Origin of the sequence: Streptomyces sp. NPDC002730 (assembly GCF_042888805.1) — a bacterium.
In the GTDB taxonomy this organism is placed as follows: domain Bacteria; phylum Actinomycetota; class Actinomycetes; order Streptomycetales; family Streptomycetaceae; genus Streptomyces.
The window spans coordinates 1-25892 of record NZ_JBIAQG010000006.1 but is presented as its reverse complement, the minus strand read 5'-3'; the positions used below and the strand labels follow the sequence as shown (position 1 = coordinate 25892).

The 25892-nt window shown below is 69.4% G+C and carries 27 protein-coding genes; 17 read left to right on the top strand and 10 right to left on the bottom strand.

All coding sequences use genetic code 11. The features are described from left to right. The first annotated feature begins 18 nt into the window (after window positions 1–18). The 4 genes from ACFYXH_RS16375 (at window position 19) to ACFYXH_RS16360 (ending at window position 3238) form a co-directional block, all read left to right on the top strand. Window positions 19–915, top strand: coding sequence for a helix-turn-helix transcriptional regulator (locus ACFYXH_RS16375; RefSeq protein ID WP_389563070.1), 897 nt, complete (start codon window positions 19–21; stop codon window positions 913–915). Between the two features lie 272 nt (window positions 916–1187). Next, entirely contained in the window at window positions 1188–1892 is a 705-nt protein-coding gene (gene fabG, locus ACFYXH_RS16370; RefSeq protein WP_362688317.1) for a 3-oxoacyl-[acyl-carrier-protein] reductase, read from the top strand. 4 nt (window positions 1893–1896) lie between these two features. After that, entirely contained in the window at window positions 1897–2667 is a 771-nt protein-coding gene (fabI, locus tag ACFYXH_RS16365) for an enoyl-ACP reductase FabI (RefSeq protein WP_385303558.1), read from the top strand. Between the two features lie 196 nt (window positions 2668–2863). After that, complete coding sequence (locus ACFYXH_RS16360; protein WP_385303559.1) at window positions 2864–3238, top strand: hypothetical protein; 375 nt, start codon at window positions 2864–2866, stop codon at window positions 3236–3238. Here the strand turns inward: ACFYXH_RS16360 and ACFYXH_RS16355 are convergent. Further along, complete coding sequence (locus ACFYXH_RS16355) at window positions 3201–3887, bottom strand: FadR/GntR family transcriptional regulator (RefSeq protein WP_389563067.1); 687 nt, start codon at window positions 3885–3887, stop codon at window positions 3201–3203. The two genes, ACFYXH_RS16360 and ACFYXH_RS16355, sit on opposite strands and share 38 nt — an antisense overlap. A gap of 69 nt (window positions 3888–3956) precedes the next feature. Here ACFYXH_RS16355 and ACFYXH_RS16350 point away from each other — a divergent pair, with 69 nt between their 5' ends. The 4 genes from ACFYXH_RS16350 to ACFYXH_RS16335 all read left to right on the top strand — a co-directional run bounded on the left by ACFYXH_RS16350 (window position 3957) and on the right by ACFYXH_RS16335 (window position 6632). Further along, a complete protein-coding gene (locus ACFYXH_RS16350; RefSeq protein WP_389563065.1) occupies window positions 3957–5219 on the top strand; it encodes a CynX/NimT family MFS transporter in 1263 nt (420 codons plus the stop codon). Window positions 5220–5236: 17 nt separating this feature from the next. Further along, window positions 5237–5353, top strand: coding sequence for an SGM_5486 family transporter-associated protein (locus ACFYXH_RS16345; protein WP_389563063.1), 117 nt, complete (start codon window positions 5237–5239; stop codon window positions 5351–5353). A 447-nt stretch (window positions 5354–5800) separates the two neighbouring features. Further along, window positions 5801–6007 (top strand): hypothetical protein, encoded by a 207-nt coding sequence (locus ACFYXH_RS16340; RefSeq protein WP_389563062.1) that lies wholly within the window; start codon window positions 5801–5803, stop codon window positions 6005–6007. 73 nt (window positions 6008–6080) lie between these two features. Further along, window positions 6081–6632: a histidine phosphatase family protein gene (locus ACFYXH_RS16335; RefSeq protein ID WP_327322738.1), complete on the top strand. Its 552-nt coding sequence runs from the start codon at window positions 6081–6083 to the stop codon at window positions 6630–6632. 157 nt (window positions 6633–6789) lie between these two features. Here the strand turns inward: ACFYXH_RS16335 and serB are convergent, their stop codons facing one another. Then, the gene (serB, locus tag ACFYXH_RS16330; RefSeq protein WP_327322737.1) at window positions 6790–8007 is read right to left on the bottom strand and encodes a phosphoserine phosphatase SerB; all 1218 of its coding nucleotides are present in this window, start codon (window positions 8005–8007) and stop codon (window positions 6790–6792) included. 73 nt (window positions 8008–8080) lie between these two features. Beyond that, on the bottom strand, window positions 8081–9688 hold the full coding sequence (locus ACFYXH_RS16325; RefSeq protein WP_389563059.1) for a streptophobe family protein: 1608 nt from the start codon (window positions 9686–9688) through the stop codon (window positions 8081–8083). A 233-nt stretch (window positions 9689–9921) separates the two neighbouring features. On the opposite strand from ACFYXH_RS16325, the gene ACFYXH_RS16320 reads away from it, so the two are divergent. Then, entirely contained in the window at window positions 9922–12468 is a 2547-nt protein-coding gene (locus ACFYXH_RS16320) for an FHA domain-containing protein (RefSeq protein ID WP_389563057.1), read from the top strand. A gap of 92 nt (window positions 12469–12560) precedes the next feature. Here ACFYXH_RS16320 and ACFYXH_RS16315 read toward each other — a convergent pair whose 3' ends face one another. The 3 genes from ACFYXH_RS16315 to ACFYXH_RS16305 all read right to left on the bottom strand — a co-directional run bounded on the left by ACFYXH_RS16315 (window position 12561) and on the right by ACFYXH_RS16305 (window position 15312). After that, window positions 12561–13265, bottom strand: a complete 705-nt coding sequence (locus tag ACFYXH_RS16315) for a transglycosylase SLT domain-containing protein (protein ID WP_389563055.1) — start codon at window positions 13263–13265, stop codon at window positions 12561–12563. 284 nt (window positions 13266–13549) lie between these two features. Further along, on the bottom strand, window positions 13550–14617 hold the full coding sequence (locus ACFYXH_RS16310; protein ID WP_389563053.1) for an S-adenosylmethionine:tRNA ribosyltransferase-isomerase: 1068 nt from the start codon (window positions 14615–14617) through the stop codon (window positions 13550–13552). Then, window positions 14614–15312, bottom strand: a complete 699-nt coding sequence (locus ACFYXH_RS16305) for an SDR family NAD(P)-dependent oxidoreductase (RefSeq protein ID WP_389563885.1) — start codon at window positions 15310–15312, stop codon at window positions 14614–14616. The genes ACFYXH_RS16310 and ACFYXH_RS16305 overlap by 4 nt, the downstream gene beginning before the upstream one ends. 182 nt (window positions 15313–15494) lie before the next feature. On the opposite strand from ACFYXH_RS16305, the gene ACFYXH_RS16300 reads away from it, so the two are divergent. The 3 genes from ACFYXH_RS16300 to ACFYXH_RS16290 all read left to right on the top strand — a co-directional run bounded on the left by ACFYXH_RS16300 (window position 15495) and on the right by ACFYXH_RS16290 (window position 17691). Then, the gene (locus tag ACFYXH_RS16300) at window positions 15495–16640 is read left to right on the top strand and encodes a GAF domain-containing sensor histidine kinase (protein ID WP_389563051.1); all 1146 of its coding nucleotides are present in this window, start codon (window positions 15495–15497) and stop codon (window positions 16638–16640) included. A 25-nt stretch (window positions 16641–16665) separates the two neighbouring features. Then, entirely contained in the window at window positions 16666–17298 is a 633-nt protein-coding gene (locus ACFYXH_RS16295) for a response regulator (protein ID WP_389563882.1), read from the top strand. A 147-nt stretch (window positions 17299–17445) separates the two neighbouring features. Beyond that, window positions 17446–17691: a chaplin gene (locus ACFYXH_RS16290; RefSeq protein ID WP_327322729.1), complete on the top strand. Its 246-nt coding sequence runs from the start codon at window positions 17446–17448 to the stop codon at window positions 17689–17691. An 886-nt stretch (window positions 17692–18577) separates the two neighbouring features. Here ACFYXH_RS16290 and ACFYXH_RS16285 read toward each other — a convergent pair. Beyond that, window positions 18578–19360, bottom strand: coding sequence for a hypothetical protein (locus tag ACFYXH_RS16285; protein WP_327322728.1), 783 nt, complete (start codon window positions 19358–19360; stop codon window positions 18578–18580). Between the two features lie 135 nt (window positions 19361–19495). On the opposite strand from ACFYXH_RS16285, the gene ACFYXH_RS16280 reads away from it, so the two are divergent. From ACFYXH_RS16280 to ACFYXH_RS16265, 4 genes are all read left to right on the top strand, one after another. Then, entirely contained in the window at window positions 19496–20293 is a 798-nt protein-coding gene (locus ACFYXH_RS16280) for an ABC transporter ATP-binding protein (protein ID WP_389563049.1), read from the top strand. Between the two features lie 133 nt (window positions 20294–20426). Further along, window positions 20427–20855, top strand: coding sequence for an NfeD family protein (locus ACFYXH_RS16275; RefSeq protein ID WP_389563047.1), 429 nt, complete (start codon window positions 20427–20429; stop codon window positions 20853–20855). 91 nt (window positions 20856–20946) lie between these two features. Next, window positions 20947–21906, top strand: coding sequence for an SPFH domain-containing protein (locus ACFYXH_RS16270; protein WP_327322725.1), 960 nt, complete (start codon window positions 20947–20949; stop codon window positions 21904–21906). 59 nt (window positions 21907–21965) lie between these two features. Further along, the gene (locus ACFYXH_RS16265) at window positions 21966–22733 is read left to right on the top strand and encodes a sulfite exporter TauE/SafE family protein (protein ID WP_389563045.1); all 768 of its coding nucleotides are present in this window, start codon (window positions 21966–21968) and stop codon (window positions 22731–22733) included. Between the two features lie 53 nt (window positions 22734–22786). On the opposite strand, the gene ACFYXH_RS16260 is transcribed toward ACFYXH_RS16265, so the two are convergent. The 3 genes from ACFYXH_RS16260 to ACFYXH_RS16250 form a co-directional block, all read right to left on the bottom strand. Beyond that, on the bottom strand, window positions 22787–23296 hold the full coding sequence (locus tag ACFYXH_RS16260; RefSeq protein ID WP_327322723.1) for an HNH endonuclease: 510 nt from the start codon (window positions 23294–23296) through the stop codon (window positions 22787–22789). A 155-nt stretch (window positions 23297–23451) separates the two neighbouring features. After that, window positions 23452–23982: a YbhB/YbcL family Raf kinase inhibitor-like protein gene (locus ACFYXH_RS16255; protein WP_389563044.1), complete on the bottom strand. Its 531-nt coding sequence runs from the start codon at window positions 23980–23982 to the stop codon at window positions 23452–23454. 44 nt (window positions 23983–24026) lie between these two features. Further along, a complete protein-coding gene (locus tag ACFYXH_RS16250; RefSeq protein ID WP_389563042.1) occupies window positions 24027–24809 on the bottom strand; it encodes a sporulation protein in 783 nt (260 codons plus the stop codon). 74 nt (window positions 24810–24883) lie between these two features. On the opposite strand from ACFYXH_RS16250, the gene ACFYXH_RS16245 reads away from it, so the two are divergent. Then, window positions 24884–25525: a DNA-3-methyladenine glycosylase gene (locus ACFYXH_RS16245; RefSeq protein ID WP_389563040.1), complete on the top strand. Its 642-nt coding sequence runs from the start codon at window positions 24884–24886 to the stop codon at window positions 25523–25525. Window positions 25526–25892: the final 367 nt, after the last annotated feature.

Below are 25892 nucleotides of genomic sequence, written 5' to 3'. Positions count from 1 at the left end.
CAAGGGGGTTGGGGCGCGATGGAATACGAGTTTGTCTTCGTCGTGGACGGCATCAGCGTGGACGACGACGTGGCGGTCGGCGTCATCTTCGACGAGTTCGACGGGCTGCTCACCCGTCACCGGGGCAAGCATCTCCTGGATGTGTCGGAAAGCGGGGACAGTGCCATTGACGCGGCGCACCGCCTGGTCGTACGGCTGCACCAGGAGCTGCCCCAGCTGCGTCTGCTCCGGCTCGACCCGGACCTGGTCGGCGTATCGGACATCGCCGAGCGGGCCGGCCGCAGCCGGCAGAACGTCCTGCAGTGGGTGAACGGCGAGCGGCGTCATGACGCCCCGGCGTTCCCGGAGCCCGAGGGCACGGTCGGCCGCTCCCTCGTCTGGCGCTGGGCAGAGGTCAACGCCTGGCTGGCGGCGATCGGCGAGAAGGTCGGTGACGTAGGAGCGGCCCGCGAGGACGCCCTGCATATCGACTTCATGCTGCCGCGCTGGCGGCAGGTGCTCGACGACGGTCTGCCGATCGTGCGCTTCGTCCACGCGGTGCAGGACGACGACCGTTCGGCAGACCGAGCCGCCGTCGCGCAACTGCTGGAAGGCACCCTCTCCGCCCCCGGCGTCCTGGAGATGATTTCGGCCTTCCCTCGAGCCGAACATCAACGGCTCACCGTGGTCTGCGCTGTGCTTCCCGACCGTCTTGACACCGTGGCCTCACGCATAGGACGCGACGAGACATGGGTGATCCTCGCCTTCCAGGGGAGAGAGAACGAGCTGTATCTCCCTCCTGTCAGCGCACGTGAGATCCCCGGTTCACGGCCCGTCTCGGAATTGGGGCTCGGCAGGGACGCGACCGTGGGCGACCTGCTGCTCGTCATCGACAACGGCGCGGTGTCGCCCACCACCCCGGTGGCCGTCGCCTGACGGATGGGGAGTACCCAGGTGACCGGTGTCCCCATCCGTTCCGTCACACCGCGTGCAGGGCCGGCCGGGGCGAATGAACCGGCCTGCCGTATGCGGAGCTGAAGGCCGGGATCGACGAGCTCGCGCGGCGGCTCGTGCAAAGCCGCGGTTCGGCAATTCTGTAGGGACCCAACAGTGACTTCAGGACGGCGCTGTCAGGGCCCGATTCTCCGTAATGCGGGCGGGACCGATAGGTTTTCGAGGTACCAGACCGCTATCGAAAGGGTGATCCGTTGAGCCGCTCGGTTCTCGTCACCGGAGGAAACCGGGGCATCGGCCTCGCCATCGCCCGCGCGTTCGCCGATGCCGGCGACAAGGTCGCGATCACGTACCGCTCCGGCGAGCCGCCGGCCGGCTTCCTCGCCGTCAAGTGCGACATCACCGACACCGAGCAGGTGGAGCAGGCCTACAAGGAGATCGAGGAGAAGCACGGTCCGGTGGAGGTGCTGGTCGCCAACGCCGGTGTCACCAAGGACCAGCTCCTGATGCGGATGTCCGAGGACGACTTCACCACCGTCCTCGACACCAACCTCACCGGCACCTTCCGGGTCGTGAAGCGCGCCAACCGCGGCATGCTGCGGGCCAAGAAGGGCCGCGTCGTGCTGATCTCCTCCGTGGTCGGACTGCTGGGCTCGGCGGGGCAGGCGAACTACGCCGCATCGAAGGCCGGTCTCGTCGGCTTCGCCCGCTCCCTCGCCCGTGAGCTCGGCTCGCGGAACATCACGTTCAACGTCGTCACACCCGGTTTTGTCGACACCGACATGACCAAGGTGCTCACGGACGAGCAGCGCGCGGGCATCGTCTCGCAGGTGCCGCTCGGCCGTTATGCGCAGCCGGAGGAGATCGCCGCCACGGTGCGCTTCCTCGCCTCCGACGACGCCTCGTACATCACTGGAGCCGTCATCCCCGTTGACGGCGGATTGGGCATGGGTCACTGATCACATGAGTGGAATCCTCGCCGGCAAGCGCATTCTCGTCACAGGCGTCCTCACCGAGGGGTCCATCGCCTTCCACGCCGCCAAGGTGGCCCAGGAGGAGGGCGCGGAGGTCATCCTCACCGGCTTCGGCCGGCTCTCACTCGTCGAGCGCATCGCGAAGCGGCTGCCCAAGCCCGCCCCGGTCATCGAGCTGGATGTCACCAACCAGGAGCACCTGGACGGCCTCGCGGACAAGATCCGTGAGCACTCCAGCGACGACTCGGGCCTCGACGGCATCGTGCACTCGATCGCCTTCGGCCCGCAGGGCGCGTTCAACTTCCTCGAAGCGAGCTGGGAGGACGTCTCCACGGCCGTCCAGGTCTCGGCGTACTCCTACAAGTCGCTCACCATGGCTTGCCTCCCGCTGATGCAGCGCGGCGGCTCGGTCGTCGGCCTCACCTTCGACGCGACGATCGCATGGCCGAAGTACGACTGGATGGGCGTGGCCAAGGCGGCCCTGGAGTCCACCAACCGCTACCTCGCCCGCGACCTCGGCGCCAAGAACGTCCGCTGCAACCTGATCGCGGCCGGCCCGATCAAGTCGATTGCCGCGAAGTCCATCCCGGGCTTCGAGGAGCTCGCGGACGTGTGGAACCACCGCGCCCCGATCGGCTGGGACCTGGCCGACCCGGACCCGGCCGGCCGCGGTGTCGTCGGTCTGCTCTCGGACTTCTTCCCGCGCACGACCGGCGAGATCGTCCATGTCGACGGTGGCGTGCACATGATGGGTGCCTGACCCCCTCTCGTACGAGAATCCCTCTCGTACGAGAACGACGCCCCGTTTCCCGCCCTGTGCGGGGAGCGGGGCGTCGCCCGTTCGGGCCCCCGGAGCGCGCGGCGCACCGCCGGGAAGGCGACGCTGGAGAGGCAATCCCCCTTGTGGTGCAGCCGCGGCTATTTCGCGCCGCAGTACGGCCGAGGAGGTCCTGCTTGTGCGTACGACCTTGTGCTTCGCCTCCGTACTGACCACGGTGACGGTGCTGGCCCTGCTGTGGGCACCGCCGACCGCCGTTTCCCAGCCGCCCCCCGAAGATTCGAAGCCCCAGTCCGAGCCGCGGGATTTCAAGGCCGACTGCCGCACCGTCGTCGACGGCTCCCGGGCCACCGCCTACTGCCACAACCCGTACCCCCAGACCGACCGCGTCCGGCTGCACATAGAGTGCGAGCGCTGGTGGGACGTCGACGCGGACAGCGCGCCCGTCGAGATAGGCCCGGCCGGCTACGCAGAGCTCACCGACCGCTGCTGGAAGGAGGTGAGCACGGTCTGGGTCAGCCACCAGCCCCTGCGGGATTCCGCAGGCACATGAACGGGTAGCCCGCCGCCTCCGCGGCCGCCGCATCACCATCGCCCGCGCGGATCGCCTCGACCATCCGCGCGTGGTCCATATGGTTCTCCGGGCGCAGTTCGCGGCCGATGTCGTCGCGCAGCCAGTCCCGCAGCAGATCGCCCAGGTCGGCGTAGATCTCGGTCAGCACCTCATTGTGCGAAGCAGCCACCACCGCCTGATGGAATGTCGCATCCGCGGCGACGAACTGCTCCGCGTCGCCCGTGGCCCACGCCTCCTCGCGGCGGGCGAGGAGGGTGTCCAGCTGCTTGAGATCGCGTTGCGTACGCCGCTCGGCGGCCAGCTTGGCGGCGGAGGACTCGAGGGTGGAGCGCAGCTCGGCGATATGCCGGGGGTTGGCGTCGGCGAAGCGGCGGTGCATGACGCCGGCCAGTTCGCTCGTCGCCACGACATACGTCCCCGAACCCTGCCGGATGTCCAGGAGTCCGTTGTGCGCGAGCGCGCGGACCGCCTCGCGGACGGTGTTGCGGGCCACGCCCAGCTGCTCGACCAGTTCCGGCTCAGTGGGGATCCGGGAACCTACCGGCCACTCGCCCGAGGTGATCTGGTTCCGCAGCTGGGCGATCACCTGGTCGGAGAGTGCGGAACGCCGGGGAGAGGTCAGCGCCATGGTGCTCCTTGTGCACAAGACTCGTACGGGATTGGACAACCAATCATCCCATGATTCTATGATGGCCGCATGCCCGACGAGACCCAGACGCTGAGCCCCGCCACCACCGACCGTACCGCCGTGGAACCGTTCGCCTCGAGGCCCGCGGCCTGGCTCACCCGGCTCGTGATCGCAGGCATCGTCCTCGCGGCACTCAATCTCCGCCCCGCCATCACCAGCCTCGGCGCGCTCCTCGAAGAGGCCCGGGTCGGGCTGCACATGAGTGGCAGCGTGGCCGGCGTCCTCACCTCCGTACCGCCGCTCTGTTTCGCGCTCTTCGGGATCGCGGCACCGCGGCTTGCCCGCCGCTTCGGCGCCGGGGCCGTCGTCTGCGCGGGCATGGCCGCCATCGCGACCGGGCTGCTGATCCGGCCCTTCGCAGGCGGCACAGTCGGCTTTCTCGCCGCCAGCGCGCTCGCCCTCATGGGCATCGCCGTCAGCAACGTCCTGATGCCGGTGATCATCAAGCGGTACTTCCCCGACCGCGTCGGCTCCATGACCGGGCTCTACTCGATGGCGCTGGCGCTCGGCACCGCTGCCGCCGCGGCTGCCACCGTGCCCATGACCGAGGCGCTGGGCGGCAGTTGGCGGGTCGGCCTCGGGATCTGGGCGGTCCTCGCCGCACTCGCCGTACTGCCCTGGATCGGCCTGGTCCGCGACCGCGGTGCGGCCGCGCGGAGCGCTCCGGCCGCACCGGCCCAGGACACCCGGGCCCCACGGGTCACCCGCAGCCGCACCGCATGGGCGCTCGGCTGTTTCTTCGGCCTCCAGGCCACCGGCGCGTACATCACCATGGGCTGGATGCCGCAGATCTTCCGTGACGCGGGGGTCTCGGCCGGCACGGCCGGTGTGCTGCTCGCCGTGACCATGGTGATGGGCGTGCCGCTCGCCTTCGTCATCCCGCGGCTGGCCACCCGGATGAGGACCCAGGGCCCGATCGTCGTCGCCCTCGGCCTGTGCGGACTGACCGGCTACGCGGGCCTGTTCTTCGCGCCGGCCGCCGGAGCCTGGGCCTGGGCGCTGCTGCTGGGTATCTCCAACTGCGCCTTCCCGCTCGCCCTCACCATGATCGGCATGCGGTCGAGGACCGGCATCGGCGTCGTACGGCTGTCGGCCTTCGCGCAGTCCACCGGCTATCTGATCTCCATTCCCGGACCGCTGCTGGTGGGCGTGCTCTACCAGCACAGCGGCGGCTGGGGGCTGCCGATCGCGCTGATGGCGGGGCTGATCGTGCCGCAGGTCGCCGTCGGCATCCTGGCCGGCCGGGACCGGACGATCGAGGACGAATGCTGAGGTGCGAGACTGGTTCCATGCCTGTGCTCGACCCGAATCCCCCGAATGGCCAGAAGAAGCTCCTCTACGTCTTCGGCGCGATGATCGCCATTACGGTCGTCATCGCGGTGATCGCGTCCATCGCCTCGCCCTGACACGGTCGTTGTCCCGCCGCAAGCCCTGGCAAGCCCCTGCGAGTGAGCCGAAGGGGCGCGCGGGTGCCGAAAGGGAGAACGCGCGGAGGCCGTGAGGAACGAGCGGTCGAGCACGATCGACCGTCGGTAGACGCTCAAGGCGCCCCGGAGGGGAACCGAGCCACAAAAAAAAGAGGAACGAGCGGTCGAGCACGATCGACCGTCGGCAGACGCTCAAGGCGCCCCGGAGGGGAACCGAGCCACAAAAAAAGAGGAACGAGGCACGATCGACCGTCGGCAGACGCTGAAGGCGCCCCGGAGGGGAACCGAGCCACAAAAAAGGGGGGGCTAGCACCACCAACCCCTAGGGGGTCAGGGTCAGGGTGAAGTGGGTGGGTCACCGGATGGGCCCACGAGCCCATGATCCGTAGGTTTGAAGCAACAAACCGCAGACCTACGGAGGCGGCCATGCCGGCCCACACGCACACCCGGTCCCACGCTCAGGCCGCGGGCAGCGTCGACATCCGGCTGCCGTGGTGGGCACTCGCCCTGCCCATGCTCGCCTTCGTCGTACTGCTTCTGCTGATCGCGGATCCGGGCCAGGCGCACGCCGCGGGCGGCGACCCGGCAGTGGGCCAATTGATCGACCGCATTCAGCAGACCCTGTCCCGATGACGGATTCATCCTTCGTGGGGGAGCCGGTCAACACCCTGCGCCCGCTGGCGCATTTCATGCGAAGCTGGGGTGCATGAGCGCCGCTGTGTCTTCCGGGGGGACACCCCCCGGACCTCCCGAAACCCGCAGGATCGTCCTCCTCCGGCATGCGAAGGCCGACTGGCCCCAGGTGTCCGACCATGAGCGCCCGCTCGCCGACCGGGGCCGTATGGACGCCTCGGTGGCTGGCCGCAGGCTCGCCGACACCGGTATCGCCTTCGACCTGGCTCTGTGTTCGACCGCGAGCAGGACCCGCGAGACCTGGAAGCTGGCGGTGCACGAGCTGTCGCACCGCCCCAGGACGGTGTACGAGGAGCGGCTGTACGAGGCCTCTCTCGGCGATCTTCTCGCGCTGCTCAGCGAGACTCCGGACGAGGTGAACGACCTACTCGTCATCGGCCACAACCCCGCGATCCACGCGCTCGCCGACGCCCTCGCCGGCAAGGTCGAGGGTGACGCGCTGGCACGGATGACGCAGAGCGGCTTCCCGACCGCGGCGTACGCGGTCGTCGGTTTCAGTGGCTCCTGGAAGTCCGTGGAGCACGGCGTGGGCACGCTGCTCGACTACTGGGCGCCGCACGACTGACCCCTGTCCGGCACGTCGGCCGACCCCTGCGCGGGGGCCGGCCCCTGCATGTGAACCAGCCCCGGCGCGGATCCCGCGCCGGGGCCAATCGCACATCGGCCGCGTACTGCGGTCGCGCACATACCGCGCACATCGGCCGCGTTATACGGTCGGTCGGTCAGTGCTCCTCGCCCTCGCCGTCGGCCGCCTCGACCTCTTCGCGGGTGATCCCCAGCAAGTAGAGAACCGTGTCCAGGAACGGCACATTGACCGCGGTGTGGGCGGCCCGGCGCACGACCGGCTTGGCGTTGAAGGCGACGCCGAGCCCGGCGGCGTTGAGCATGTCCAGATCATTCGCACCGTCGCCGATCGCGACGGTCTGCGCGAGCGGAACTCCCGCCTCGGCGGCGAATCGGCGCAGCAGCCTGGCTTTGCCCGCGCGGTCCACGATCTCGCCGACGACGCGGCCGGTGAGCTTCCCGTCCACGATCTCCAGCGTGTTCGCCGAAGCGAAGTCGAGCCCGAGCCGGACCTTGAGGTCATCGGTGACCTGCGTGAACCCGCCCGACACGACGCCCACTTGGTAGCCGAGCCGCTTGAGCGTACGGATCAGGGTCAGGGCGCCGGGGGTCATCCTGACCTCCGCGCGGACCTTGTCCACGACGGACGCGTCGAGCCCGGCCAGCAGCGCCACGCGCGCGTGCAGGGACTGCTCGAAGTCCAGCTCCCCACGCATCGCCGCAGCGGTGACCTCGGCGACCTTGTCCTCGCAGCCGGCGTGCGCGGCGAACAGCTCGATGACCTCGTCCTGGATGAGCGTCGAGTCCACATCCATGACGACCAGACGCTGGGCCCGGCGGTGCAGTCCGGCCGACACGACCGCCACATCGACGCCGATCCCGGCGGCCTCGGTCGCCAGCGCGGTACGCAGCGGCTCGGTCTCCGTACCGGACACCGCGAACTCCACGGCGGTGACCGGATACTTGGCGAGCCGGAAGATACGGTCGATGTTGCCGCCGATGGCAGCGATTCTGGCTGTTATGGCGGCGGTCGACTCCGCGGTGAGCGGATGTCCGAGCACGGTGACGTGAGAACGGCCGCTGCCGCGCGGCCGGTTGTCGCCGGTGCCGGAGATGATCTCGGCCTGCAGCTTCAGCGATTCGGCCCAGCTGTGCACGGTGGCCCGCAGCTCGCCTTCGGTGGTCCCGCCGGCGGTCGGTGCCGTGACCAGGGCGCACAGGACGAGGCGGCCACGGGAGACGACCTGCTCGATGTCGACCACGTCGACGGAGTAGGCGGCGAGGGTGTCGAAGAGCCCGGCGGTGATCCCGGGACGGTCCTTCCCGAAGATCTTGACGAGAAGGGTGGGGACGTCGGAGTTCTGCGGTGCGCTCATGGTGCCTCCACCGTATCTGGCGGACGCCGCGCCGAGACGGCGCGTCCCGAGTGGCGGACAAGCGCACCCCGGCTCAGCGGCCGCTGCTCGGGGTGCCCGGCGGCGGCGGGCCCTCCTCGGGGTCGGCAGGGGCGGCGTAGCGCGGCGGTGGCGGTGGCGGCGGGGGCGGGGGCACTGGGCCCACCATCGTCGGCGCACCGTGGATCCCGGGCGGCGGGCGCAGATACGGGTTCGTGTCGTCGTTCGAGGGCCGGTACGGCGCCATCGGCCGGTACGGCCCAGGGACCTGCTCCGGCTCCTGCCCAGGAAACTCGGCCCGGCCGCCACCCCGCGTCGCGTACACCAGCAGCGCACCCGCCCCGCCCGTCGCCGCACCCCACGCCGCCCCGAGCAGCAGCGCCATCCCCAGCTGCCCGTGCAGCTCGATCCCGGCGCCGAACGCGTCGAGGCCCAGCACCGACAGCGACGCGTCCGCCGAGACGTCCGTCAGCCATACGAGCAGCGGCAGCGTCAGCGCCGTCACCCCGCCCAGCCGTACCGCACAGCGCCCCGCGAACCCCGCCGCACCCAGGCCGCCCACCGGCGTGCGCGACGCCGCCAGCACCCCCGCGCACAGCATGGTCACGGCCGCCGCGACCGCCAGCAGCCACACCCGTCCGTCCAGCTCCGCCAGCCTGCCGACCGTGGCAGGCTCGTCCGCCGAGACCCGCAGCAGTTCGTCCAGCGGATCGGGCAGCAGCTTCGCCAGCTCGCCCTTCGCCTCGCCGTCCCACGGCACGAACAGCCCCAGCGGAATCCCCAGCCACACCCCGTTCGGCGCCCCGAGCAGCGCCGCGCCCGCGATCCGTTTCGGGTGGTCGTCGCCGATCGCCGCGTATGCCGCCGCCGCGTACCCCGCGAGGACCGCGACGAGCAGCACATTCGCCAGCGCGGACGCGGCCGGCCGTACCGTCCGCCTCAGCGCCGCCCACGCCGCCCCGCGCGGCAGTGGCGTACGCCGTGACGCGAGGAGCGCGACCGCCAGCACGCCGAGCACCCAGAACAGCGCGCCCGCCAGCGAATCCGCGGTGTTCACGCTGAATCCCACCGCCGCCTTGGCGTCCACCAGATCCCCGAGACGGTCGGGCAGCAGCCCTCCGATGTCGCCGATGTCGCCGAGGCCCGGTACTTCGATGCCGCCTCCGTCACCGCCCACGCCCGGCACCTTGTCGAGGCTGAGCCCCAGCTTCGCCCCGTCGATCGTGATGACGTCGTGACCTGCCCACGCCAAGCCGCCGACCGTCGCGACGAAGAGGAGCACCACCCCGCCCACCCGCGCGGCGAGTTCCGTCCCCGAGATGTACGGTCCCGCACCACGCAGCGAGCGTAGAAAGAAGTACGCAAGGAACAACGCCCCGACGAGGCCCACCCCAAGTGGCGTGATGTCGATGGCGGTCTGCGCCTGCGCACCTTCCAGGCCGAACGCGGACACATCACCTGTCGGTGTGACCGATCCGCCCACCGCGAGCACCACGACGGCCGCCGTCATCGGCCCGAGCGCCGCCGCCGAATCCGCACCCAGCAGATGAAGTCCGAGCGCCGCGGCACCCGCCATCCCGACCAGTGCCCAGCTCACCGCGGCGATCGATGCCAGCAGCACATCGCCCCAACGCACCCGGTCGTCACTGCCGTTCGCGTCCATCCGGACCCCCCGATCCCTCTGGGTTTGCCCCAGTTGCCCCCGGTCGCGCATGATCCGTACGCACTCATGGGCGGTTACCACTCTCCGTGGGTGTTTCTCCTCCGTCAACGGTCGGCCCGAAGGCGGTCTTCACATGGCCCGACTTTCGGATACGGGATCGGGCCTGAAATAGTTCCTCACGATGTTCGCCATCCCTAGACTCCCTGCGATGGGGGTAACTCGGGGGACAACTAGTGGGGCATGGAGTGCCGGAACTCGTACTGGAATTGAACGGAAGGACCTGGACCCTCGATCCGTCCAGGTCATACACCCTCGGACGTGATCCGCAGGGCGACCTGGTGATCGACGACGCCAGGGTCTCGTGGCGGCACGCCAGCATCAGCTGGGGCGGCCGCAGTTGGGTGATTGAGGACCACGGCAGCACCAACGGCACATACGTGCAGGGCCAGCGGATCCATCAGATGGAGATCGGCCCCGGCTCGGCGGTACACCTGGGCAATGCGACCGACGGCCCCCGGCTGAACCTCTCCGGAGCAGGCGCGGGCGGGTACAGCGCCCAGGGAGCCGCGCCCCAGCAGCAGGCGGTCAAGCAGCAGGTCCCGGCCCAACAGGCCCCGGCCCAGCAGCAGGGCTGGCAGCAGCAGGCTCCGGCTCAGCAGCCGCAGCAGGGCTGGCAGCAGCAGCCACCTGAGGCGCAGGTCCCGCACCAGCAGGGACCCGGCGGCGCGGGCGGCGCGGGCGGTGTCGCGGGGGCCCCGCCGGTGTACGGGGACCGCAGCCCGACCACGTTCCATCAGCTGGCCCTCGGCCGGGTGATGCGTATCGGTCGTGCGCTCGAGAACGAACTGGTCGTCTCCGACCTCCAGGTCTCGCGCAACCACGCCGAGTTCGTGGCCACTCCCGACGGCCGCTTCGAGATCCGCGACCTCGGATCCCACAACGGCACGTATGTCAACGGTCAGCCGATCGCCAAGTCCGGCACCGTACTCATCGGCCCGAACGACATCGTCGGCGTCGGCCACTCGACGTTCCGCCTCGTCGGCGACCGGCTCGAGGAGTTCGTCGACACCGGCGAGGTCTCCTTCTCCGCACGTCATCTGACGGTGACGGTCGACGGTGGCAAGCAGATCCTGCGTGACGTCTCCTTCGGCGTGCCGGAGAAGTCGCTGATCGGTGTCATCGGCCCCTCGGGATCCGGCAAGTCCACCCTGCTCAAGGCGCTCACCGGCTACCGGCCCGCCAACCAGGGCGACGTCCTCTACGACAACCGCAGCCTCTACAAGCAGTTCGCCGAACTGCGCCAGCGCATCGGTCTGGTTCCGCAGGACGACATCCTGCACAAGGAGCTCACCGTCCGTAAGGCGCTCAAGTACGCGGCCAAGCTTCGTTTCCCCGGTGACACCGCCGAGGCCGAGCGCGAGGCCCGTATCGACGAGGTGCTGCGCGAGCTCAAGCTCGACATCCACAAGGAGAAGAAGGTCACTTCGCTCTCCGGTGGCCAGCGCAAGCGTGTCTCGGTCGCCCTCGAGCTGTTGACCAAGCCGTCGCTGATCTTCCTGGACGAGCCGACGTCGGGCCTCGACCCGGGCATGGACCGCGATGTCATGCAGCTGCTCCGTGGCCTCGCCGACGACGGCCGTACGGTTCTGGTGGTCACCCACTCGGTGGCCGAGCTCGCGCTCTGCGACAAGCTCCTCGTCATGGCCCCCGGCGGCTCGGTGGCGTACTTCGGCCCGCCGGAGGAAGCGCTCAACTTCTTCGGCTACACCACCTGGGCCGACGTCTTCTCCGCGTTCGAGAACTACCGCGACTACGACTGGGCGGGCCGCTGGCGCGGTTCGCAGCACTACCAGATGTACGCCGCGGACATCGACGCCGTCGCCGCGCAGTCGGTGCACATGCCGCCGCCGCAGCAGATGCGCCCGCCGAAGCCGCAGAGCTGGGGCTCCCAGCTGTGGACGCTGATCCGCCGCTACTCCTCGGTCATCGCGTCCGACAAGGGCTTCATCGGCCTGATGGTGATCCTGCCTGCGGTCCTGGGCCTGGTCAGCGTTGTCATTCCGGCGAAGTTCGGCCTCGCGCCACCCACGCCGCCGAGCAAGTTCAACGGCGACGCCGGCACGATCATGCTGATCCTCGCGGTCGGCATGTGCTTCTCCGGCGCGGCCAACTCCGTACGAGAACTGATCAAGGAACGGGTCATCTACGAGCGCGAACGGGCCACCGGCCTGGCCCGCTCGGCGTATCTGATGTCCAAGGTGATCGTCCTCGGCGTGATCACGGCCATCCAGGGCGTCATCATCTGCGGCATCGGCTTCGCCACCCGCGACCTGCCCGCAGAGGGCCTGATCATGCCTCCGGCCGTCGAGATCTGCCTCGTCGTCATCGCGCTGGGCTTCACCTCGATGATGTTCGGCCTGGTCATCTCCTCGCTGGTGAAGACCGCCGAGAAGACCATGCCGCTGCTGGTCATGTTCGCCATAGTCCAGGTCGTCTTCACCGGCATCCTCTTCCAGGTCTACGGTTCGCCCGGCCTGGAGCAGTTCGCCTGGCTGATGCCGTCCCGGTGGGCCATCGCGGGCGCGGGCGCGACGCTCGACCTGTCACATCTGATGCCGCCGTGGGACCCGAACAAGCCCACCGACCTGGATCCGCTGTGGGAGCACTCGGCGGGCCAGTGGGGCCTGAACATCACGATCCTGCTCGCCATCGGCGTCATCTGCGGCGTCGCGGTCGCGCGACTGCTGCGCCGCCACGAGCCGGAGGTCATGCGCAAGTAACGCATCTGCGCATCTGTACGTGTACGCGCCGAGGGCGGCACCCCCTGTGGGGTGCCGCCCTTCGGCGTAGCTGTCAGACCGCCCGGAGCGGCTCAGTAGGCGCTGTCGACGTTGTCGATCGTGCCGTACTTGTCGGCGGCGTAGTTGGCCGCGGCCGTGATGTTGGCGACCGGGTCGTACTGGCTCTTCGCCGTACCGGGGACGTGGTACGCGTCGAACGTCGGCTTGATGACCTGCAGCAGGCCGATCGACGGAACACCGTTGATCGCGTTGATGTCCCAGCCGTTGATGGCCTTCGGGTTGCCGCTGGACTCACGCATGATGTTGCGGTGCAGACCCTCGTACGTGCCGGGGATCTTGTGCTTCTTCATGATGTCGAGCGACTCGCGGATCCAGCCGTCAAGGTTGTTGGCGTAGATCGGCTTGCGGGCGGCGGCGCGGCTGGCGGCCTGCTGCTTCGCACGCTTCTTGGCGGCGGCCTGGGCCGCCTTCTTCTTGGCAGCGGTCTCGGCCTCGGCCTTGGCCTTGGCGGCAGCCGCGGCCTTGGCCTTGGCGGCAGCGTCCGCCTTGGCGGCGACAACCGTCTGCTGCTTGACGATGCTCGCGTGGACAGCGGTCGTCTGCGCGGCGGTGGTCCCGGTGCTCCAGGCCACGGGGGCGGTGGCGAGAGCCTCGGTCTGGGTGGCGGAGGCGTTACCCGGGACGAGGGAGAACGTGAGGGCGGCGACGGCAGCGGCGGCGATACCGGCGATCGAGACCTTGTTGGTCTTGGTCAGGCGGGTGCTGAACGCGGACATACAGACGTACCTCTTCGAATAGCGGAAGTCGCATCAGGCCGGGTGCGGCGCTGCGCTCCTCGGCGGCGACGGGAGCAATTCTTAGCGGCAGCAAAATGCTGTGGCAAAGGTGTGACGTACGACCCGCGATAGTGGATCAGGGCGTCGCGATGACGCCTTTTTCCCACTCATTACCGATTACCGGGTGAGATGCCCCTTTTGTACCTACTAGCGTCGTTCGTAAGTGACCTGCGTCCTATGCCCGGGCTCACATCGAGCACCTGCTGATCTCACCATGCGTTGCTTCAGCAATGCAAAGAGTGAGCGCTCTCGGCCGGGAGTATGAGGTGGACGTCGCCGAACTCGTGCCAGCGATAGAGATGGCGCACTGCCTCGGTATAGCTGCGGCACAGCGCCGCCTGCCCGGCGATCGCCTCCAGCATCAGCAGATGCGAGGCCTCCGGCTCGTGCAGCCCGGTCAGCAGCCCGTCCACCGCATGCACGCCGCGCCCAGGCGTGATGACCAGATCGGTCCACCCCGAGGCAGCCCGCACGACTCCGTCCGGACCCGCCGACGACTCCAGGGCGCGGACCGCCGTCGTACCGACCGCCACGATCCGCCCGCCGCCCGCCCGCGCGGCATTGACCAGCCACGCCGTCGTCGCCGGCACCTCGAAACGCTCCGGGTACGGCGGCTCGTGCGCCTCCGCCGACGCCACCCCCGTGTGCAGAGTGATAGGTGCGAACTGCACACCCCGGCTCACCAGCGCCGCCACCAGCCGCGCCGTGAAGGGACGCGCGGCGCTCGGCATCTCCGCCGATCCCGCCCCGTCGGGGGAGGGGAGCGCGAAGACCGTCTGATACGCGGCCAGGGGCTGGTCCCCAGTCGTGTACCGGTACCGGATCGGCCTGCCGTACCGGTGCAGCAGCTCCGGCACATCCACCGACACCGACGCCCACCACAACCGGTCGGCGCCCGGCGCGAGCGGGGCCTCCAGTACGAGCTGCTCGCCCCCGGGAAGCCGTACGACCGCACCTACCGGCCCGCCGGCGCGCGGCAGAGTGCTGCCCGCACCGTCCGGGCGGCGCAGCTCCACCGCCCACCGCCCGTCGTCCCCGCGCGTCGAGAAGTGCACGACGACGGCTTCGCCGCCGACCCGCCCATTGACGGCGGCGGGCAGCGTGGCCGACGTATTGACCACCAGGACGTCCCCGGCCCGCAGCTGCCCGGGAAGGTCACGGAAGGCGTGGTGGGACACCTCCGTCCCGCGCGAGACCATCAGCCGTACGTCGTCCCGACCCGATCCGCGCTCCTCGGCAGGCACCCGGGCCGACAGCTCCTCGGGCACCCACAGCGACTCCAGCACCTTCATCGCGCATCCAGCAGCGAGGGCGCCGCGTACCGACCGCTGACGGGTCGCTGTTCCAGCAGCCGGAGGAATCCCGGCGCCACCGTCTCCGGCGCCGGTCGCGGGTCGTCGTCGCCCGGTACCGCGGCCGCGTACAGATCCGTCTGCATATCGCCCGGGTCCACCGTCCACACCCGCAGCTCCGGCTCCTCGACGGCGAGGACCGCCGCGAGATGGTCGAGCGCCGCCTTCGAGGCTCCGTAGCCGCCCCAGGTCTCGTACGCCTCCGCCGCCGCGTCCGAGCTGACCGCGATCACCGTGCCCGCCCCCGACGCCCGCAGCAGCGGCAGCGCCTCCTGTACGAGTCCGAGCGCGGCGACCACATTGGTCTCCAGCGCCGCCCGCAGCCCCTCCAGCGGCAGCGCGTCCAGCCGCACCAGCGGCTCGGCCCCCAGCGCGCTCGCATTGCTCACCAGCAGGTCGAGACCGCCGAGCTCACGGGCCGCGGCCAGCAGCTCCTTGCGGTGCCCGGCATCGGTGACATCCCCCACCACCGCCACCACGCGCGTCCCGTACGCCGCGCGGATATGACGTGCGCTGTCCTCCAGGACGCTCGCGGTCCTGGCCCCCAGCGCCAGATCCCAGCCCTGCCGGGCGAGGGCCGCCGCGAGCGCACGCCCCAAGCCCTTCGAAGCCCCAGTGATCACCGCTACCGGCATGATGTCCATCCCCTTGTTCCGCTGTTCCGCGTCGGTGCCACCAACGTAGGAACGCGACACCGCGCACCGCCTCGTGCGCGGGACCCCACCCGCCAAGGGATTTCGACCTACGTCCTGAGCCCTAAGCGGTAGCCGTCCCCGGCCCGATACGGACCGTCACACCCCGCCGGTACGGTGAGTTCATGAGTCACCGACCGAGCTCCGGCCTCGCCGCCGTGAGCACCGCGCTCCTCGCGATGAGCAGGCATCTCGAGGTGCGTGACGTGCTGAAGACGATCGTCGCCTCGGCACGCGAGCTCCTCGACGCCGAGTACGCGGCGCTGGGCGTGCCCGACGACCACGGCGGCTTCGCCCAGTTCGTGGTCGACGGCGTCAGCGACGCGCAGTGGAAGGCGATCGGCCCGCTCCCGCGGCAGCACGGCATCCTCGCCTCGATGCTCCGCGACGCGAAGGTGGAGCGCCTCGCCGATGTCCGCAAGGACCCCCGCTTCGAAGGCTGGCCGTCCGCCCACCCGGACATGTCCGACTTCCTCGGCCTGCCGATCAAGGACGGCGACGAGACCATCGGCGCGCTCTTCCTGGCGAACAAGCGGTGTCCCAAGCCCGACGGAGGCTGCGGCTTCACCGCCGAGGACGAGGAGCTGCTCTCCATCCTCGCCCAGCACGCGGCGATAGCCCTGACCAACGCCCGGCTGTACGAGCGCAGCCGCGAGCTCACCATCGCCGAGGAACGCTCCCGCCTCGCCCATGAGCTGCATGACGCGGTGAGCCAGAAGCTCTTCTCGCTCCGGCTGACCGCCCAGGCCGCGGCCGCCCTGGTGGACCGCGACCCGGCCCGCGCCAAGGGCGAGCTCCAGCAGGTCGCCGTGCTCGCCGCGGAGGCCGCGGACGAACTGCGCGCCGCCGTCGTCGAGTTGCGCCCCGCCGCCCTCGACGAGGACGGACTGGTCAACACACTCCGTACGCACATTCAGGTCCTCGACCGCGCGCACACCGCCCGGGTCACCTTCGACAGCCGCGTTGTCCGAGCGCTGCCGGCCGCCCAGGAGGAGGCCCTGCTCCGGGTCGCCCAGGAGGCCCTGCACAATGCGCTGCGGCACTCCGGCGCGAACGAGGTCGATGTGGTCCTGGTCCGCCGCGGCCAGGGCGCGGTCCTCAGCGTCACCGACAACGGCAAGGGGTTCGAGCCGAAGACGGTCCGCCGGGCCGGCCGCCATCTGGGACTGGTCTCGATGCGGGACCGGGCGAACGGGGTCGGCGGAACGCTCACCGTGGAATCGGCGCCCGGAAAGGGCACCACGATCGAGATGGAGGTGCCCGGTGGCTGAGGCTGTGCCCCATGCGAAGACTGGGATGATCCGTGTCCTGCTGGTCGACGATCATCAGGTGGTACGGCGAGGACTGCGCACCTTCCTCGAGATCCAGGACGACATAGAGGTCGTCGGCGAGGCGGCGGACGGTGCCGAGGGCGTCGCCGGCGCCGAGGAGCTGAAGCCGGACGTCGTCCTCATGGACGTCAAGATGCCCGGGATGGACGGCATCGACGCCCTCCGTAAGCTCCGTGAGCTGTCGAACCCCGCCAAGGTGTTGATCGTCACCAGCTTCACCGAGCAGCGCACCGTCGTCCCCGCCCTGCGCGCGGGTGCCTCGGGTTACGTCTACAAGGACATCGACCCGGAGGCGCTGGCCCGCGCGATCCGCTCCGTGCACGCGGGCCATGTGCTGCTCCAGCCGGAGGTCGCGGGCGCGCTGCTCTCGCAGGACGACCCGAGCAATGGCACGGGCCGCGGCAGCACCCTCACCGAACGGGAGAGGGAGGTACTGGGCCTGATCGCCGACGGCCGGTCGAACCGCGAGATCGCCCGGGCGCTCGTGCTGTCCGAGAAAACCGTCAAGACACATGTCTCGAACATTCTGATGAAGCTGGATCTGGCGGATCGCACCCAGGCGGCGCTGTGGGCCGTGCGGCACGGTCTGGCGGGCTGAGACGGGCCAACCGGAGCGTCCAGCTCAGATCGGAGATTCATACCGTCGGGTGTATGTCACCCGTACGGCGCATCCTGATCGACTCACGGCCGTTCTTCATGGCGTGCTGCGGCGGCCGGCCGCAGCGAAGCTCAGGAGGATTTCGAAGTGAAGAACCTGAAGAAGGCCGCTGCCCTCACCATGGTCGCCGGTAGCCTCGTCGCCGCCGGCGCCGGTGTGGCGTCCGCCACCACCGGTGCGCACGCCAATGGCAAGGCTTCCCACTCCCCGGGCGTTGTCTCCGGCAACCTGGTGCAGGCCCCGGTCCACGTCCCGGTGAACGTCGTCGGCAACACCGTCAACGTGATCGGCGCGCTGAACCCGACGTTCGGAAACGCCGGCTACAACGGCTGACGGTTCCGATCAGCGACCCCCGGCCCCTAACCACCTGCCTAAGTACTCGGTCATGTGGTCAGGGTGGGCCGGGGGCGTTGATGGTTGCTGTCCGTGGTGGTTTCCACCGGCGAACCGCTGCCCCCCCGCAGCCCGAGCGAGTCCCGTCCTGGTGGGGAGGTGCCGTGCACTGTCGTTTCCACCGGCGAACCGCCTGAGCCCCCGGCGAGCGGCTTGTCTGGTCCGGGTGGGGAGGGGCCGTGCAGTGTCGCCCCCGTCAGTGCTCGGTCATGTGGCCGGGGTGGGCCGGGGACGTTGGTGGCAGTCGCCCGGTCATGTGGTGAGCGTGGGCCGGGGGCGTTGTCGGTTGCTCTTCGGTGGGTGGTTTCCTCCGGCGAACCGGGGGCACGCGTCGGGTCCTGTGGCTCAGCCCCCAGCGAGGCGGGCCCGGGTCACCGGACGACTGCGGCGCATCGGTCTTGTCTCGTTCGGGTGGGGAGGGGCCGTGCAGTGTCGCCCCCGTCAGTGCTCGGTCATGTGGTCGAGGTGGGCCGGGGGCGTTGATGGTTGCTGTCCGTGGGTGGTTTCCTCCGGCGAACCGCTGAACCCCCGCGGCGGACCGCACTCGCGCCGTTCGGGTGGGGAGGGGCCGTGCAGGGCCGGCCCCGCAGGGGATTGGCGGCAAAACCGGGGTCACGCGACAAGACCCTGTACGCCGCCGACCCCGAGGAGTCGAGCCCGGAGGGGCACCGGAGCCCGCACCCGACAAGACCCCGCACCCCCAGGCCCGGGCCACAGCCAGCCGCACTCCGCCGGAGGCAGCCCGCGCCGGACAGGCACCCGCACCCCGCCGGAGGCAACCCGCGCCCCGGGCCCGGGCAACAAGACCCCGCCCCCCGCCGGAGGCTCACCGCTCCCGCTCCTCGACGTACGCGTTGTACGCCGCCACCTGCGCCCGTCGCGCCACCCGTTCCACCGGCCGCAGCGCCTCGCCCCTCGCCGCCATCTCCGACGCGCTCACCGCCCCGCCGTGCCCGTTCTCGTACGCCACCGAGATCAGCAGCCCGACCCGCTGCGCCAGCTCCAACACCCGTACCGCCCGCGGCGGATACCCGGGTGCCAGCATCTCGCCCACCCCCCGCTCCGCCCGCGCCCGATACGCGTCGATCGCCGCCTCCGCCACCGGCCCCGACGCCGCCACATCCAGCCGCGACAGCACCTCCGTCGCGTCCCGCAGCGCCTCCGCGAGCTCCCGTTCCGCCTCCCCGAGCGACGGCACATCCGCGGGCGGCGCCTCCCGCACCGGCAGGCAGTGCCAGACGACCTCCACATGCAGATCACCCGCGGGCCCGGCCTCGTAGACCTCGGGCACCAGCCCGTACGTGGCGCCGGAAGCGACGACCGCCTCCTCCGCGTCGAGCGCCCGCGCGTTGAACTCCGGTGGCCCGCTGAGCCCCAGCGGATGCCCCGGTGCCGGCAGCGCGACCCGGTACCCGGTCACCCCGAGCGCCCGCAGCCGCCCCAGCGCAAGCGTGAGCCCGACCGGGCCCGCCTCGCCCGGCAACCCCTCCACCCGGTGCACCGCGTCGTCGCCGACGATGGCGAGCGCCGCGTCATCCGGTGATACAAATCCGGCCAACAGGGCATTTCCCCATGCGGCCAGCCGTCCTGAGCGTGGTTCGGAAAGCATGGACCCAGCCTAGGGACCGGACCGGGCGACTGGGCCACCCGACCGGTGGCGTAAGTTTTCCCTGGGAGCTGTGCCCACAGGTGCATAAACCGCCCCCAATACCTCAAGACGATTGCATGGGGAGACAACGCGCTCATGAGCGATGTACTGGAGCTGGTGGACGTATCCGTGGTCCGCGACGGACGCGCTCTGGTGGACGACGTCTCCTGGTCGGTCAAGGAAGGTGAGCGCTGGGTCATCCTCGGCCCCAACGGCGCCGGCAAGACCACCCTCCTCAACATCGCCTCCAGCTACCTCTTCCCGACCTCCGGTACGGCCAAGATCCTGGGCGAGCGGCTCGGCACCGCCGGTGTCGACGTATTCGAGCTCCGCCCCCGTATCGGCATGGCGGGCGTCGCCATGGCCGAGAAGCTCCCCAAGCGCCAGACCGTGCTGCAGACGGTGCTCACCGCCGCGTACGGCATGACAGCCACCTGGCACGAGGACTACGACGCCGTCGACGAGGAGCGAGCCCGCGCCTTCCTCGACCGCCTCGGCATGACCGAGTACCTGGACCGCAAGTTCGGCACGCTCTCCGAGGGTGAGCGCAAGCGCACTCTGATCGCCCGCGCGATGATGACCGACCCCGAGCTGCTGCTCCTCGACGAGCCGGCCGCCGGCCTCGACCTCGGCGGCCGCGAGGACCTGGTCCGCCGCCTCGGCCGCCTCGCCCGCGACCCGTACGCCCCCTCCATGATCATGGTCACGCACCATGTCGAGGAGATCGCCCCGGGCTTCACCCACGTCCTGATGATCCGTCAGGGCAAGGTGCTGGCCGCCGGTCCCATGGAGACCGAGCTGACCTCCCGCAACCTTTCGCTCTGCTTCGGCCTCCCGCTGGTCGTCGAGCAGAACGGCGAGCGCTGGAGCGCGCAGGGCCTCCCGCTCGGCTGACTCCGGGCCGGCCGATTCGGCTGACCGGCCCCGTAGTTGGGGCGACCCCCGGCCCGGCCCGCGCGGCTGACCGGATCTCGCTCCTGCCCTCGCCCCCTGTCCCCACCGCGACCGGCGGACCTACCATGACCACGTGGACATCGACGCATGGGTGTGGTGGCTGATCGGCGCGGTCGGACTGGGCATTCCGCTCGTACTGACAGCGATGCCCGAATTCGGCATGCTCTCCGCCGGAGCGGTGGCCGCGGCCGTCGTCGCGGCGCTCGGCGGCGGCACGGTGGCCCAAGTGCTCGTCTTCGCCGTGGTCTCCGTCGCACTCATCGCCGTCGTACGCCCCATCGCCACCCGGCACCGCTCCCAACGCCCTCAATTCGCCAGCGGAGTTGACGCGCTGAAAGGCCGTCAGGCCGTCGTCCTGGAACGGGTCGACGGCAGCGGCGGCCGGATCAAACTCGCCGGTGAGGTGTGGTCCGCGCGCGCACTCGACGCAACCATGTCGTACGAGGCAGGCCAACAGGTCGACGTTGTGGAGATCGAGGGAGCCACCGCCGTGGTCATGTGACAAATCGAAGCCGAACACCCCCCACATCAGCCCGTGTTCTGGGAAACTCGATCATCAGAATCATCCGGCAGCGAAGGGCACAGGGAACACGATGCAACCGATCATCATCGTCCTGATCATTCTGGTGGTGTTGGTCTTCATCGCCCTGATCAAGACGATCCAGGTCATCCCACAGGCCAGCGCCGCCATCGTCGAACGCTTCGGGCGCTACACCCGCACCCTCAACGCGGGCCTGAACATCGTCGTCCCGTTCATCGACTCGATCCGCAACCGCATCGACCTCCGCGAACAGGTCGTCCCCTTCCCGCCCCAGCCGGTGATCACCCAGGACAACCTGGTGGTCAACATCGACACCGTCATCTACTACCAGGTGACCGACGCCCGCGCCGCCACGTACGAAGTCGCCAGCTACATCCAGGCGATCGAGCAGCTCACGGTCACCACCCTGCGAAACATCATCGGTGGCATGGACCTCGAGCGGACCCTGACCTCCCGCGAGGAGATCAACGCGGCCCTGCGCGGCGTGCTCGACGAGGCCACCGGCAAGTGGGGCATCCGCGTCAACCGTGTCGAGCTCAAGGCGATCGAGCCGCCCACCTCCATCCAGGACTCGATGGAGAAGCAGATGCGCGCCGACCGTGACAAGCGCGCCGCGATCCTCACCGCCGAGGGCATCCGGCAGTCGCAGATCCTCACCGCCGAAGGTGAGAAGCAGTCCGCCATCCTGCGCGCCGAAGGTGAGGCCAAGGCGGCCGCGCTGCGCGCCGAGGGCGAGGCCCAGGCCATCCGTACGGTCTTCGAGTCCATCCATGCCGGCGACGCGGACCAGAAGCTCCTCGCCTATCAGTACCTCCAGATGCTCCCGAAGATCGCCGAGGGCGACGCCAACAAGCTCTGGATCGTGCCCAGCGAGATCGGCGACGCGCTCAAGGGTCTGAGCGGCGCCATGGGCAACTTCAACCCCATGGCCGGCATGGGTGGCGGCTCCGGCTCCGGCAAGTCCGGCGGCGGCAACGGCACGGAACGCCGCGAGCAGCCCCCCATCGACTGACCCCGGTATCCCCTCAGGCATGATCGGTGCATCCGGCACCGATCATCGAGAGGCACAGCGTGACCATCTGGGAGATGCTCGCCGTCTTCGCCGCGGGCATCGGCGCCGGCACCATCAACACCATCGTCGGCTCAGGAACACTGATCACCTTCCCGGTGCTCCTCGCCACCGGCCTGCCCCCGGTCACCGCCACCGTCTCCAACGCCCTCGGTCTGATCCCCGGCTCGGTCAGCGGCGCCATCGGCTACCGCGCCGAACTCACCGGCCAGCGCAGCCGCCTCCTGCGCCTCAGCATCGCCGCCGCGATCGGCGGCATCAGCGGAGCTCTGCTGCTCCTGATGCTCCCCTCGACGGCCTTCGAGACGATCGTGCCCGTACTGGTCGCGCTCGCCCTCATCCTGGTGATCCTCCAGCCGCGCATCACCAAGGCCGTCCAGCGCCGCCGCGACCGCAATGGCAGCCACGCCCACCCCGACGGCGGCCCCCTCCTGTTCATCGGATTGCTGATCGCCAGCGTCTACGGCGGCTACTTCACCGCCGCCCAAGGGATCATCTACCTGTCCCTGATGGGCATGCTGCTCGACGACACCCTGCAGCGCCTCAACGCCGCCAAGAACGTCCTCGCCGCCGTCGTCAACAGCATCGCCGCGCTCTTCTTCCTCTTCGTCGCGGACTTCGACTGGACAGCGGTCCTGCTGATCGCGGTCGGCTCAGCCATCGGCGGCCAGCTCGGCGCCAAGATCGGCCGCCGCCTCCCGCCGACGGCCCTGCGCGTACTGATCGTGGTGGTCGGCAGCGTCGCCATCGTCCAACTACTGCTGCGCTGACGCAGGAAAGCCCGCCTCCGAACGGAGGCGGGCCTCATCAAGACTGCTGTTTCCTACGCGGCCGGCTGCGCCGTCAGCCACTGCGGCAGCTCCGACCGCTCACCGGCCCGCATCCCGAGCAGCATCGCGTCCGCCGGAGACGGTACGAACGGCTCGTGGAGCAGCGGCATCCCTGCCTGCTCCGGCGTGCGGTCCGCTTTGCGGTGATTGTCCTCGGCGCAGGACGCGACCGTATTCAGCCAGCTGTCCGCGCCACCGCGCGACCGCGGCACCACATGGTCCACAGTCGTGGCGCGCTTGCCGCAGTACGCGCACCGGTGCTGGTCACGTACCAGCACACCACGCCTCGACCACGGCGCCTGTCTTCGGAAAGGCACCCTGACATAGCGGCAGAGCCTGATCACCTGGGGCACCGGAAGATCGACCGCGGCAGCACGCACACGGAGTCCGGGGTGGGCCTGCTCGACGACGGCCTTGTCCTGCAGGACCAGCACAACCGCACGGTTGAGTGTCACTGTCGACAGCGGCTCGAAGCTCGCATTCAGTACCAGCGTGTCCCGCATCCCGCCCACCTCCCGTTCGCCGGCCCAGCCCATTGCGGGCCTTGGGCTTGGATCAACTTTGGCCGGGCGCGCCGAGATGGACAACGCAATAAAAGATGCCCTGCCCTGATCTCTCCAAGACCAGGGCAGGGCAAACAACAAACGAACGCTGAGCTCTAGGCGGGCCCCTCGTACTCAGCGATCAGCTGCGCTCGGGCCAGCGTGTGAAACCGCAGATTGAAGCCGACGGCGGCGGGCGAGACGTCCGCGTCGGGCCCGAGCTTCGCTCGGTCCACCGCGTACACGGTGAAGACATAGCGGTGGTTCTCACCGGCCGGCGGAGCCGCACCGCCGAAGTCCTTCGACCCGTAGTCGTTGCGGACCTGAACGGCACCCTCGGGCAGCCCCTCGAACTTCCCGCTGCCCGCACCCGCCGGCAGCTCAGTGACCGACGCCGGGATGTCGAAGAGCACCCAGTGCCAGAAACCGCTGCCCGTCGGCGCGTCCGGATCGAAGCACGTCACGGCGAAGCTCTTGGTCTCCGCCGGGAAGCCTTCCCACCGCAGCTGCGGCGAGGTGTTGCCCGCCGAGTAGACCTGGGCGTCCTTCAGTACCGACCCCGGCGCGATGTCATCGCTCACCACCGTGAACGACGGCACCGCCGGATGAAAGTCGTGCGGAAGTGGCGCCCTCTTGAGCTCGGTCACGTCTGAACCTCCGATTCGGCTGTCCTGTCCTGCCGCATCCGAGCCTAGAGCCAGTTACGACGCCCGCCGACATCGGCGAGCCACTGGTTGAGGTACGCCGCCCAGTCGGTCGACTGGAAGTCGTGGTGACCCACCCTGAAGGCCTTGTACGAGTCACTGCCCTCACTGAACAGCCCCGGCTTCTTGTCCATCTCGAGGATGACGTCCATCTCGCGGTCGTCCGCGACGAACGTGAGCTCGACCTGGTTCAGCCCCCGGTACTGCTGCGGCGGGAAGAACTCGATTTCCTGGTAGAACGGCAGCCGCTGCCGCGTACCGCGGATGTGCCCGCGCTCCATGTCCGCGCTCTTGAAGCGGAAGCCCAGCCCGATGAAGGCGTCCAGGATCGCCTGCTGCGCCGGCAGCGGGTGCACGTTGATCGGGTCCAGGTCGCCCGAGTCCAGGGCCCGCGCGATCTCCAGCTCCGTCGTCACACCGATGTTCATCCCGCGCAGCTGCTGCCCGGCGATGCTCGTGACCGGGGTCTCCCACGGAATCTCGAGCCCGAACGGCACCACGTGCACAGCCCCTGCCTTCACCTCGAAGGCGCCACCGAGCCGCTGCTTGGTGAACTCGATGTCCTGCTTGACCTCCTGGTCACCACCCTCGACCTCGACCCGCGCCTGCAGACCGACGGCGAGCCCCTCGATCAGCTGATCCACCGAGCCGCCCTGGATACGCACCTCGCCCTGCACCACACCGCCGGGCACCACGTTCGCCTCGGTCAGCTCCGTCTCCACGGAAGCACCGCCGGCGCCCAAGCTCGCAAGCAGCCTCTTGAAGCCCATGTCCACTCCTTCTTGGTCCTGACCCCTACATACGCGCGACGACCGTAGTCGGTTCCCCGCTAGGCTCATACGCCATGATCGAGAGCCCCGACCGTACGCCGATGCCCCGGGAGTTCTTCGACCGCCCTGTTCTGGAGGTCGCCCCGGAGCTCCTTGGCTGCACCCTGACACGTCTCACCGACGACGGCCCCATCGAGTTGCGCCTCACCGAAGTGGAGGCGTACGCGGGCGAGGTCGACCCCGGCTCCCACGCCTACCGCGGCCGCACCGCGCGCAACGACGTGATGTTCGGACCGCCCGGCCATGCGTACGTCTACTTCACCTACGGCATGTGGCACTGCCTCAATGTGGTGTGCGGCCCGGAAGGCATGGCGAGCGGGGTCCTCCTGCGCGCCGGTGAGATCCGAGTAGGCGCCGACCTCGCACGTAAACGACGGTTCTCGGCCCGTAGTGACAAGGAACTGGCCAAAGGCCCCGCCCGCCTGGCCACGGCCCTCGACGTCGACCGCGACCTGAACGGCACCGACCTCTGCGCCGGCCCGACCGCCCCACTGTCCCTACTGCCCGGTACCGCACCGAGCTCTGACCAGGTGCGCAGTGGCCCGCGCACGGGAGTGGGCGGTGAGGGCGCCCACCACCCCTGGCGGTTCTGGATCGACGGCGACCCCACAGTGAGCCCCTACCGAGCCCATACGCCGCGCCGCAGGGCAACTTGACTCGGCCTGCCGGGACGCCTAACGTAGCCCGAGCCGCTTGAAACGGGCCCTGCTGTTCAGCAACCCGAAGTGGCCATCCACTACTTTCTACCAACCCAACCGGGTGCGATTTCGGCATGCCGAAATCCAAGCCGAATGACTCGATTATGAGTCGCCTGGGGGAATCAGCTAAAGTAGTGAACACGCCGAAAGGCAAAAGGCCCCCAACGGCCACTGGAATCAAATTCCGAACCGGAAACGGAACGGAAAAGGATCTGGTAAAGTTGGAAACACGAAGGGAAGCGCCCGGAGGAAAGCCTCAGACAATGTTCTGCGGGTGAGTACAAAGGAAGCGTCCGTTCCTTGAGAACTCAACAGCGTGCCAAAA